12 protein-coding genes are annotated in these 11,600 nt (G+C 34.3%); 4 read left to right on the top strand and 8 right to left on the bottom strand.

From position 1 onward, the window contains the following. Window positions 1–117: 117 nt before the first annotated feature. Both FW780_RS01415 and FW780_RS01410 read left to right on the top strand, forming a co-directional pair. Window positions 118–1,071, top strand: a complete 954-nt coding sequence (locus tag FW780_RS01415; protein WP_167510632.1) for a beta-1,6-N-acetylglucosaminyltransferase — start codon at window positions 118–120, stop codon at window positions 1,069–1,071. Between the two features lie 77 nt (window positions 1,072–1,148). Beyond that, window positions 1,149–1,736, top strand: a complete 588-nt coding sequence (locus FW780_RS01410; protein WP_007845912.1) for a Crp/Fnr family transcriptional regulator — start codon at window positions 1,149–1,151, stop codon at window positions 1,734–1,736. 137 nt (window positions 1,737–1,873) lie between these two features. On the opposite strand, the gene FW780_RS01405 is transcribed toward FW780_RS01410, so the two are convergent. From FW780_RS01405 to FW780_RS01375, 8 genes are all read right to left on the bottom strand, one after another. Continuing rightward, window positions 1,874–2,335, bottom strand: coding sequence for a cupin domain-containing protein (locus FW780_RS01405; protein WP_047437606.1), 462 nt, complete (start codon window positions 2,333–2,335; stop codon window positions 1,874–1,876). An 87-nt stretch (window positions 2,336–2,422) separates the two neighbouring features. Next, complete coding sequence (locus FW780_RS01400; protein ID WP_241676820.1) at window positions 2,423–3,421, bottom strand: alpha/beta hydrolase; 999 nt, start codon at window positions 3,419–3,421, stop codon at window positions 2,423–2,425. A gap of 102 nt (window positions 3,422–3,523) precedes the next feature. Continuing rightward, entirely contained in the window at window positions 3,524–4,264 is a 741-nt protein-coding gene (locus FW780_RS01395; RefSeq protein WP_149831871.1) for a carboxymuconolactone decarboxylase family protein, read from the bottom strand. Window positions 4,265–4,295: 31 nt separating this feature from the next. Further along, window positions 4,296–4,925, bottom strand: a complete 630-nt coding sequence (locus FW780_RS01390) for a flavodoxin family protein (protein ID WP_149831870.1) — start codon at window positions 4,923–4,925, stop codon at window positions 4,296–4,298. A 78-nt stretch (window positions 4,926–5,003) separates the two neighbouring features. Continuing rightward, window positions 5,004–6,074, bottom strand: a complete 1,071-nt coding sequence (locus FW780_RS01385) for an alpha/beta hydrolase (protein WP_149831869.1) — start codon at window positions 6,072–6,074, stop codon at window positions 5,004–5,006. A 105-nt stretch (window positions 6,075–6,179) separates the two neighbouring features. Next, window positions 6,180–7,163: an aldo/keto reductase gene (locus FW780_RS01380; RefSeq protein WP_149831868.1), complete on the bottom strand. Its 984-nt coding sequence runs from the start codon at window positions 7,161–7,163 to the stop codon at window positions 6,180–6,182. Between the two features lie 12 nt (window positions 7,164–7,175). Further along, entirely contained in the window at window positions 7,176–7,346 is a 171-nt protein-coding gene (locus FW780_RS22275; protein WP_007845923.1) for a hypothetical protein, read from the bottom strand. Between the two features lie 29 nt (window positions 7,347–7,375). Further along, the gene (locus FW780_RS01375) at window positions 7,376–8,227 is read right to left on the bottom strand and encodes an aldo/keto reductase (protein WP_149831867.1); all 852 of its coding nucleotides are present in this window, start codon (window positions 8,225–8,227) and stop codon (window positions 7,376–7,378) included. Between the two features lie 197 nt (window positions 8,228–8,424). Here FW780_RS01375 and FW780_RS01370 point away from each other — a divergent pair, with 197 nt between their 5' ends. Further along, window positions 8,425–9,321 carry a helix-turn-helix domain-containing protein gene (locus FW780_RS01370; protein WP_149831866.1) on the top strand — a complete coding sequence of 299 codons (897 nt, stop codon included), beginning with the start codon at window positions 8,425–8,427 and terminating at the stop codon, window positions 9,319–9,321. An 874-nt stretch (window positions 9,322–10,195) separates the two neighbouring features. Next, a complete protein-coding gene (locus tag FW780_RS01365) occupies window positions 10,196–11,599 on the top strand; it encodes a glycoside hydrolase family 28 protein (RefSeq protein ID WP_149831865.1) in 1,404 nt (467 codons plus the stop codon). The last annotated feature ends 1 nt before the right edge of the window (window position 11,600 follow it).

Raw genomic sequence — 11,600 nt, 5'->3', positions numbered from 1 at the left:
ACAACAAAACAATTAGGTAACAGTAAATTTAATTAACTGATTATCAAAAATATATTCGTAGCTTACGCACATAAACTGAATTGTTTGCCTTTGCGGATGATTTTAAATTTTACTCCCATGCAAACTTCATTTCCCATAACTCATCCCCATTCCCAAACTACCGATCTGCATTCAACTCCGCAGGTGACAATTGCTTACTTTATTATGATCCATCATAAACCTGATGCATTTAAAGAGATGTTTCAGAAAATTTATACAAGGGATCAGTTTTACCTTATTCATATCGACCGGAAAGCAAAAGCTGAATTTACAGAAGAAATACAATTATATCTAATACATTTCCCCAATGTGTATATTTTGGAAAGCATGAATATTGTGTCCGGAGGATTTAGTATGATCCAGGCTGAACTTAATGCGATGGAATATCTTTTGAATGTAAGTCATGACTGGGATTATTTTATCAACCTGAGTGGTGAAGATTTCCCACTCAAGTCACAAAATATTATCCGTCAATTCCTTACCGTTAATAACGGAAGAAATTATCTTTTTTATTATGACCAGAAATTTTACAGGCCCGATACACTGCAAAGGATACAAAATCATTTTACAGAGCTGACCCATAAAATATCTTCATTTATTTATAAAAGAGAATTTATGAAGGAAGTTATACCTTATATTGGTGGGAAGTGGTTTATCCTTACAAGAGAAACCTGTGTATTTTTAACCAATAATAAAAGGGTAATGGATTTTGAAGATTATTACCTTCACACTCTTTTACCAGCTGAATCATTTTTCCAGACAGTACTCCTCAACACAGCCTTTAGTGATATTATTGTGAATGATGATAAAAGAGCAGTCATTGAAAAAACTTTTTTTAGTAAAGACCAATATGCTGACAACTTCATCGAAACTCTAAAATCCTCCAATAACCTTTTCATTAGAAAAATAGATGATAAAACAAATAAAAATATTCTAAAATATATTAATGACACTTATCTTCTTCCTTTACCTGAAATTAATGAAGTTGAAAGAGAACTTAAGAGAAATGATCACGATGACAAATGGTCATAAGAAAGCTTTGTACGCTTGTAAATAAATTAGGAACTGCACACAAGATAGTTTCATATGAATAATTAAAATAAAAATTGATGCTGATAAAAGAGGAGCTTTTGATGAACTATGGAGCTAAAATTGTAAATTTTACAAAGGGAAAATATGTATTTAAAGAAAATGATGACGTAGTCTCTTATTTTCAAATTTCAACAGGAACTGTGAAGATTGTCAGTGAGAAAAAAGCGGGTCGTGAATTTATTCACAACATTTCTATTCAAGGTGATTGTCTAGGAGCACTTTTCCTGTTCTTAAAACATCCATATTCTGTAAGTGCCATTGCAATGGAGAACTCTAGGATAATCAAATTGGAAAGATTGGGCTTTGATTTAATGCTAAAAGATAATCCCAAAATACTGTTAGATTTATACAAATATACCGCAGAAAATATGCATTATACCTACCTGATGAAAGGATTTGCATCAGAAAGCCCGTCAGAAAAAATAACGAATCTATTCAACTACTTAAAAAAATCAAAACCTCCGACTGATTCTTATCAAGTATTTCTCACCAGACAGCAAATTGCATCACTAACAGGATTAAGAGTGGAAACTGTTATAAGAACAATTAAAAAACTGCAAAATCTAGGAATACTCTTGGTTATCAATCGCAAAATATTTTATTAATAATATATCTTTTTACTTGACTAAAAACTTCCAAATTGAATATTATAATGGCTACAGAAAATAATTTAGGTTTGCTTTTCATAAAATTTATTTTTGATTGGTTAATAATTATCTATTAAGAATCTTCCCCATTTCCATTACTTATGATACTCTTCTTCTGTCACAGGTTGTAACCATTCGACCGAACCCTTCTTATTATCAGTGACTGCAATCTGAACGAAATATGAATTTTCACTAGCACCGTGCCAATGCTCAACATTTGCAGGACATTTGATAACATCTCCTTTATGTAAAATCTTTTTCGGCTGCCCTTTTTCCTGATAATATCCTATCCCATCAGTTACAAGGATAATTTGTCCACCGGGATGAAGATGCCATTTAGTTCTCGCTCCAGGTTCAAAAGTTACATTGCCTACACCCGTATTAAGTGTCTGTTCGTCCTGTCCCAGCATTTGCAGCCAAACGTTGCCTGTAAAATTGTTATTGGTTACTTTTCCCCCTTTAGGAAAAATATTAGTCCTTGCTCTTTCCAATGTGGATTTACTACAACAGCTTGATACAATTAATATTGATAAAAGTAATGTAACTATTTGTTTCATATTTATATATTTAATCTTAATTCTTTAATAAATACAGGGCTTGTTATAATTTATTCTACCGTAACGAATGGTAGAACTTTCATGTTTTTATAGATTTTTTCCAAAAAATTCAGTCAGTTTTCTCACTGCTTTTTCTACATATTCAGGTCTCCAATACGTTTGGATATGTGTCGCACCATCGATAATGAATAATTCTTTTTCCTTTGCATTTATGGCTTTTGGAAACGCTTCATCTGTCATATATTTGGTATCTGCTTTACTTCCAGCTATCATCAATAAAGGTTGATTAATCAAATCCATATTGTCCGCAGCATCCCAGGTCATTAAATCCAGTAAATTGCTGGTGGGATATAAAAAAGTCGAGTTGGGATGAGCATTGGTGCGATAATAATAAATATAACCTTCCCGATAGAGATCCGTATTTGTTTTCTGAATTTCTTCATCGGTAATGCTTGCCACACCTGAATATACTATTTTACCACCCGTTACTTCCTGTGCCCTTGCATCGGAGGCTTGTTTCAAACGCTCCTGAATAGTATTCAATCCCGAATTCATAAATCCATTACGTCTTACTTCTCCAGAATTAAACATACTTAAAGTAGCAATCGCTTTAAATCTTTTGTCAGATTGAGTGGCTTTCAAAGTATACCCTCCACCACCACAAATTCCGAATGCTCCGATTCTATTAATATCAACTCCAGGATATTGTGAAATGAAATCTGCCATTCCGCGAATGTCTTCCGTTCTATATACAGGTCTATCGGTGTGTCGAGGTTCTCCCCCACTTGCTCCCTGATAAGATGCATCTGCAGCAATGGTAATATAGCCAGCTTCCGCTAAACGTTGTGCATAAAGACCTGCTGTCTGTTCCTTAACACCTCCATTTGGGTGTGCAACAGTGATCGCAGCATATTTTTTTGAAGGATCATAATTTGCCGGTGTGTAAACATTGGCAGCGATATCAATTCCATTCAATTTATACTTTACAGGAGAAATATTTACTTTTCCTGTTACATTTTCTTTGATTGCATCATCATAAACCAATCCGAAAGGATTATTATGTTTGACAACTTCAATTTTTTCCATTTTTGTTTTTTTTGTTTGTGCATTAATACTAAAGCTTGTTGCTATAATAATTAATGTTGTCATTGACATTATTATCTTTTTCATTTTTTTATTTTAGATCGTTTATTTAGGTTTATTTTCTAAAACGTGATTTAAAACCATTTTGGTTGCATTTGATTTTTCTTTATTAATAGTAGAGCTGACAACAGTAACAAATTCCTTCAACTGCTGTGGTGACCATCCAACGTTTAACGAAATCCCTAAATGAGAGTGCAACATTGGTTCAGCATCACCAATAGCACTGATTACAGAAATCGTCACCAACTCTCTTTGTGCATAAGTCAAAACATCCCTCTCAAAAATATCTGCGAATAGATGTTCCTTTAGAAATATATCTATTGTCGGTGCAAATGCTGAATAGCCGGAAAGTTTGTCTGGTTGTTTTGTTTGGGTAAGTTGACCCAGAATTTCCTTTCCTCGCTCATACTTGTTGTTTTCATTATCAATAAGCGAAGCTTCTTTTCCAACAATATCATTAATACCTTTCACCTTCCTTTCATCAAGAACTTCCATAAAAGTCTGTAAACCTCTTATGCTTCTCGGAAAACCACAATAAGCATAGGTATGTACCAAAATTTCCTTTATTTCATTAATAGTCAGACCCGAATCAAGACCGGAATTTAAACTACCTTTTAATTCTTTCAATTTACCTTGCGCTGTAAATGAGGAAATAGCAATGGTACTTTTATCTTTTTCACTTAAATGATTACTTGGTGTTGTTAATTGTTGTGCTTTCATATCAGTTACAAAAAGTGAAACACTCATTATCTGGATTATTAAAATGAAATACTTCAATTGTTTCATTATTTTACTTTTAAAGTTTAATTCAACTACATTATTTAGACATTCCGATCCTGGTTAGCCATTCTTTTACTTTCTTTTCTGCTTCAATTTTCTTCTTTCCTTCCATTACGAACAGAATACCATCCCGCTCAACACCACCTTTGATCGTAAAGTCTTCTAATATTGTACTGCCAGGACTTAGCTTTTTCACGGTGTCAAAACTGTTTCCAATACCATAACCTGCATTGGTATTAAAAAGAATAATTGTTTTCCCTTTAAAATTGTTCTGGCCCAAAAAACTTTTCATCGGAGGTGGTAATTGCATTCCCCAGGTTGGAAACCCCAAAAAGATCACATCATATTTTTCTATATCGTCAATCTTTGTTTTAAGCGGAGGTAAAAAATTAGTGTCATTTTCTTTCGCCACCTGATCTACAATTGCTTTGTAATCTTCGGGATAAGGATTCTGTAATTCCAACTCAATTAAGGTTCCACCGGTATTTTGATGAATGATGTCGGCAATTGTTTTTGTATTTTTTGTTCGAGATAGATAAACAATCAATACATTTTTGTCTTTCAACATTTCCTTTTTTTCAGACATTGATTTCTGAGCTTTTGAGCAAGATGATAATAATAGAAGTACTGCACAAAACCATACACCAAAATTTTTCAACTTTTCCATATATCATTTATTGTTTAACAAAATTCAGAAAATAGCAGTTTAAAATCGGTAGACAGATTACGGATAATGCAACCAATATTACTTATCCAACCCTTTCTCTTTCAACCATTTTGATAATAATCCTGCAACTTCTGCATTATTCAGATCAGACATTAGAAAATGGGTATTTCCTTTGATACCCAATTCCGGAAGATGAACAATAGTAACGTCACCACCGTGACTATTGACAACTTTCGCCCATTGCCTTGCCGTTTTCAGAACGGTTCTCCAAAAATTTAGTGATGCTGCAGTAGTTTCTTCAGTTGGAATATAATCTCCATAGTAAACTATAATTGGGATTTTGGTTAGCTTCATAAAATCTTGTATGGGAACACCTTTTCCTCCTCGGTTTCCTTCAGGTTCTTCTCCTTCCGGAAAGGTGAATCCTCCGGGTTCATAGGCAACGACAGCTTTAATTTTTTCATTTTTAATGGCTGTTTTCCATCCGGGTGAGCCTCCTGCCGAATGTGTGAAAAGAATCCCGTTTCCGGATTTATCCATAACCGAAGACATTGCATTAACAATTATTGTTTCATCTACATTTCCCGTATTAGGTGTCATCATACGGAAAAATTGATCCATAGAAACGCTGTCTTTTGGAAACTGAACTCCTTCATTGAATTTGGGGTACAGACCCATTCGAAATTGGGTAAACCAAGTCTGGTCATCTGGCGTACCGCTAATTTGTCCGGGTTTTGTAGTCTGCCCGGCCTCTCCACGACCTGGTTGATCGACAAGATAAACACTATAACCGTTTCTTAAAAATAGATTGGCAAATCCTTCTCTTCCATCCGCTGTGGTCTGCCAGCTTCGTCTGGACTGCCCGTAACCGTGCAGGAAAATCATCGAAAGTTTTTTAGGTTTTACAGGAATTTGGTAAAAAACATCCGCGTGGTCTCCGTGTCTTGTTTGTCCACCTTGGGGAACATTCCACGGTTTTAAAGGATCGAAAACACCATCGCTTTTGATAACCGAACCTCCGGCTGAGAAATTGCCTTGTGATGCAATAGTAATTGGTTTTTGTGTCACCTTATTTTGCGCCTTAACAAAAAAATTGGAGACTAAAATTAAGATGATTAAGCTTAAATATTTCATTGTTTTATTTGTCATTGCTCATTCTTTTAAATTTAATTATCAATAATTTAGAAAAGAAAATGAATACACTTTTCTTTTGGTAAGAATAAAATATTACACTTGATTGATTTTAGTATATTCTTATTTTCCGACCCTTTCTTTTAAGTGCTGCGGATATCTTTCTCCAACAACTTTAATTACAGAAAGAGCATCTTCGATTTCAGATAAATCCTGAGAACTCAGTTTTAAATCAACTCCGCCAATATTTTCTTTTAAACGATGTAATTTGGTAGTGCCCGGAATTGGAGCAATAAAGCTCTTTTGAGCAAGAAGCCAAGCTAAAGCAACCTGAGCAGGAGTAGCTTCTTTCTCCATTGCAATTGATTTTAATAAATCTACTAAGGCCTGGTTTCCCTTTCTGTTTTCTTCAGAGAATCTAGGCACAATATTTCTAAAATCTGAGTCTTCAAATTTTGTTTCGTCATTAATTGCACCCGTTAAAAAACCTTTACCTAATGGACTGAACGGAACAAATCCGATTCCTAATTCTTCCAATGTAGGAATGATTTCTTTTTCAGGTTCACGGTAAAATAAAGAATATTCACTTTGTAAAGCGGTTACGGATTGTACTGCGTGTGCTCTGCGAATCGTTTCCACGCCAGCTTCCGAAAGACCAAAATGCTTGACCTTACCTTCCGTAATTAAATCTTTTACCATTCCGGCAACATCTTCAATCGGAATATTTGGGTCAACTCTATGCTGATAAAATAAATCAATATAATCCGTCTGTAGTCTTTTCAAAGAATCCTCTACCACTTTTCTGATTCTTGCAGGGCTACTGTCTAAGCCCTTTGTAGAATCTCCATCTTCAAATCCGAATTTGGTGGCAATTACAACATCTTTTCTAAAGAGTTTCAATGCTTCTCCTACCAATGTTTCGTTAGTGAATGGACCATAACATTCGGCTGTATCAAAAAAAGTTACTCCATTTTCAAAAGCGGTTCTTATTAACTGAATCGCTTCCTGTTTTTCGGTTACTTTTCCATAACCAAAACTTAATCCCATACATCCTAATCCTAATGCGGAAATCTCTAATTTGTTATTTCCTAATAATCTTTTTTCCATTTTTACTAAATTTTATTTTGTTTTTAAAGGCGCTTCCACATCGGAAAATTGCTGTACAAAAGGTGATATTCCTTCTGACAATTTATGATCAATTGTATTTGCTTTAAGTATGGAATTGAAAGTTTGCAATGTACTTCCAACGGCTGCTAAACCAGCTGTCTTTATTATATCTCTTCTATTCATTTGATCATATTTTTACTGATGAAATTTGATTACAAGTCCAATTTTCTTTCACTAAGCCATTTAACCATATTAGGATCTCTATGGTCAAAGAAAAGACTGGAAGTAGTATCTAAAGTGGCGATAGCATTCATATCTTCAGAAGAAAGTTCAAAATCGAAAATGTTGAAATTTTCAGCCATCCTTTCTTTTCTTACCGATTTTGGAATAACGATAACATTTCTGCTTGTTAACCAGTTCAAAATCACCTGAGCTACAGATTTGTTATATTTTTCTGCGATTGTTTTTAAAACTTCATTATTAAAAATATCATTCTTTCCTTCTGCAAAAGGTCCCCAGGATTCTATCTGTACATTATTTTCAATTAAGAATTTTTGTGTTTCAGCCTGTTGATGGAAAGGATGAGTCTCGATTTGATTGATCACCGGTGTAAATCCACTGTTGGCAATTAAATCTGCGATCCTGTCCGGATGAAAATTGGAAACACCTATAGCCCTTACTTTTCCTTGTTTATACAATTCCTGCATTGCTCTCCAAGAACCAAATACATCTCCATAAGGTTGATGAATAAGGTATAAATCCAGATAATTCAACTGAAGTTTTTTCAATGATGTTTCAAAAGCTTTTAATGTATTTTCATATCCAGCATCCTGCACCCAAAGCTTTGTTGTTATAAATAAATCTTCTCTTGCAATCTGGCTGGCTTTGATCGCATTACCAACAGCTTGCTCATTTCCATAAGATGCAGCAGTATCTATTAATCTATATCCAGTGTCGATAGCATCAATAACAGCTTTTTCACATTCCGCAGGATCCGGTACCTGAAATACTCCAAATCCTAAAATTGGCATTTCTAATCCGTTGTTTAATATTACTTTTTTCATTTTTGATTTTAATTTAAATTATTGCTTCATAAAGAAGTTAATATTGTTTATCAACTTGTTATTGCAAATTTCCAACCTATTGACAAGCATATTGGTAGACAGATTACGGAATTGATAACCAATATTACTGTTCTGACTCTGATTGTAAAAAAGAGGTTGTTTTTATCTTTAGATTTGCATTACAAAATGATACAGCAATGAGCAATTCCATCAATTTTGAGACAGTGGATGATTATAATCAATTTAATAATCAGGAAACTTTACATCCGTTGGTAAGTGTGATAGATTTTTCAAAAGCGCATAAAAGGACCGGGTCTAAAATGTACTTTAATCTGTACTGTATTTTTTTAAAAGATGTGAAATGCGGTGACCTCAAGTACGGTCGGGCAACTTATGATTACCAGGAAGGAACGTTGGTTTTTGTTTCTCCGGGACAAATTGTTGATGTAGAAAATAAAATTGACATCTATCAGCCTTTGGGACATGGATTAGTTTTTCATCCGGATTTAATCAAGGGAACTTCTTTAGCTAAAAGTATTTCTGAATACGGTTTCTTCGGATATCAAACCAATGAAGCATTACACCTCTCTAAAAAAGAGCAGCAAATGGTTTTGGAAATGTTCGCTGATATTCAATCTGAATTGAGCAGGCCAGTGGATAAACACAGTAAAAAAGTTATCACATCAAATATTGAGCTTTTTCTTAATCATTGTGACCGCTTTTATGACCGTCAGTTTATTACGCGGGAAAATGTCAATAAAGGTATTTTAGAAAAATTTGAAGAATTATTAAACAACTACTTTTCATCTGAGAAACCTAATACCGTAGGGCTTCCATCTGTAGCTTACTGTGCAGATGAATTACATTTTTCACCCAACTATTTTGGAGATCTGATTAAGAAAGAAACAGGAAAAACTGCACAGGAATATATTCAGAATAAAATTATTGATGTTGCCAAGGAAAGAGTTTTCAACATTGATCAGTCTATTGCTCAGATTGCTTACGAATTAGGATTTAAATATCCACAGCATTTTATCAGACTTTTCAAGCAGAGAACGGGTGTCACTCCTAATGAATATAGAAGTTTGAATTAAATCTGTTATCAGAATAACTATTTACTTTTTATTTGGAAGTTAAAAATTTTCTAACTTTCATACCAAATACCTCTATTTTATTTTCAATTAATATAGAGAAAAGCACAGCCAAATAAAGACTTACTATTGCAATATAACTCTTGTTTAATTTTGCTCACACGTAGCAAATCATTGATAAAAGTGTTAGAAGATACGCTAGTCTTGGTCACATTAAAGGATTATTTAATTCTACGATTCTTTCTAAATCTTCCACTAAATGTTTCGATATCTCTTCGTTTATGGGTACAAGACCGAAATAGCCAATTAAAGACTTTACAATTCCAATAATGATTTCTAAAAGTTTGGTAAATTATCTTGCCTTAAATGTAAGTTAAAATAATCTGTTGAATAAAAGAGGGGAATATAATCCGTTTTTAATTTGACTTAATCGAACCAAATCATCGATAAAATTGTTTGAAGATACACTCGTCAAGGTCACAAGACCGACATTTGAAGATTTCACTCTTCGATGTCGGTTTTTTCATTTCATAACTCCCTATTAATCAAAAAAAAAAAATTATTGATTAAACTGTTTGCTATTGGTTTGAAAATTCTCTACATCAAATATTATCTTTTCAGGTTATAATCAACAATTGCTTCTCATTTATGGTACTTTGTAATATTACCCCGGAAAGTCCAAGGCCAATGATACTTCTAAGTGGAATTATCCGTCCGTTTTACTCAACATCCAAGTATACCTCTGGTTGCTTATGTAATTAATGAATTTTATACAGACAGTGCAGGATAATTGTTAATCATAATTGTTCTAGATTGCGATAAAGAAAGAGATTTTTAATACGGATGTTCTTTCTTAAACTAATATCTTTCGGACATTATGAAAAAATACGCTTTAATACTTTTCGCATTCATCATATCAGTTTCCGTTTCGGGGCAATACAGACCATGGACTTCCTCGGAACAGCCTTTACAGGAAATCAATACATTAAAAAAACAGATTGTAAAGCCCAACTTCAGACAAAAAGACTATCTCATTACTGATTTCGGTGCTAATGGTGACGGAAAAACAAAAAATACGGAGGCCTTTAAGAAAGCCATCGAAAAATGTAATGTAGAAGGCGGAGGAAGAGTTGTAGTTCCAAAAGGTATCTTTTTGACAGGAGCTATTTACTTAAAAAGCAATGTGAATCTGCATGTTAGTGAAGGTGCAACAATCCTGTTCAGCCAGGACAGCAACGACTACCCTATTGTTTTCACAAGATGGGAAGGAATGGAATGTATGAATTATTCCTCGTTAATCTACGCCTACGAAGAAGAAAATATAGCTATAACAGGAAAAGGAACACTGGATGGAAACTCTGATAACGACCATTGGTGGTTTTGGTGTGGTGCAAAAAAATACGGTTGGAACGAATCCCGCCCGGGAAGACAAAATCCTGCCCGTGCAAAACTGCATGAATACATGGCTCAAAAGAAGGATCCGAGAGAAAGAATATTCGGTGACGGATATTATTTGAGACCCAATTTCGTTCAGCCTTATAAAAGTAAAAATTTCTATATGGCAGATGTTTTGGTGAAAAATTCTCCGATGTGGAACCTTAATCCTGTATTGTGTGAAAATGTTTTGATTGAAAGAGTAAAAGTAATCAGCCACGGTCCTAATAATGATGGTTTTGACCCCGAAGCCTGTAAAAATGTGTGGATTAAAGATTCATATTTCGATACGGGAGATGATTGCATTGCCATAAAATCAGGAAGAGATGAAGACGGAAGAGGTATAGGGAAACCGGCAGAAAACCACATCATCGAAAACTGTGAAATGAAAGACGGACACGGCGGCGTAGTGATCGGAAGCGAAATTGCGGGCGGAGCAAAAAATATTTATGCCATAGAAAATGTGATGGATAGTAAAAACCTTGACAGGGCACTTCGTATTAAAACAAGCTCAAGCCGGGGCGGAATTATCGAAAATGTATTCTTCTACAATACAAAAGTAGGCGCTTATAAAGAAGCTGCAGTGCGTTTTAATATGCATTATGAAAAACCGGGCAACTTCATCCCTACAATCAGAAATATTTGGGTGGAAAACCTGACCGTGGAAAAAGGCGGAAAATATGCCGTTCTTTCTGATGCCTACGAATCTTCTCCGGTAACAGATTTTACGATGGTGAATGCTAAAATTAACAATGTTGAAATTCCTTATAAAGTTGATTTCTTAAAAAATGTCACTCTGAAAAACGTTACTGTTAACGGACAGCCATTAACTGATTTAAATAAATAAA

It is taken from the genome of Chryseobacterium sediminis, assembly GCF_008386505.1.
In the GTDB taxonomy this organism is placed as follows: domain Bacteria; phylum Bacteroidota; class Bacteroidia; order Flavobacteriales; family Weeksellaceae; genus Chryseobacterium; species Chryseobacterium sediminis.
This window is presented reverse-complemented; position numbering and strand designations above follow the sequence as displayed.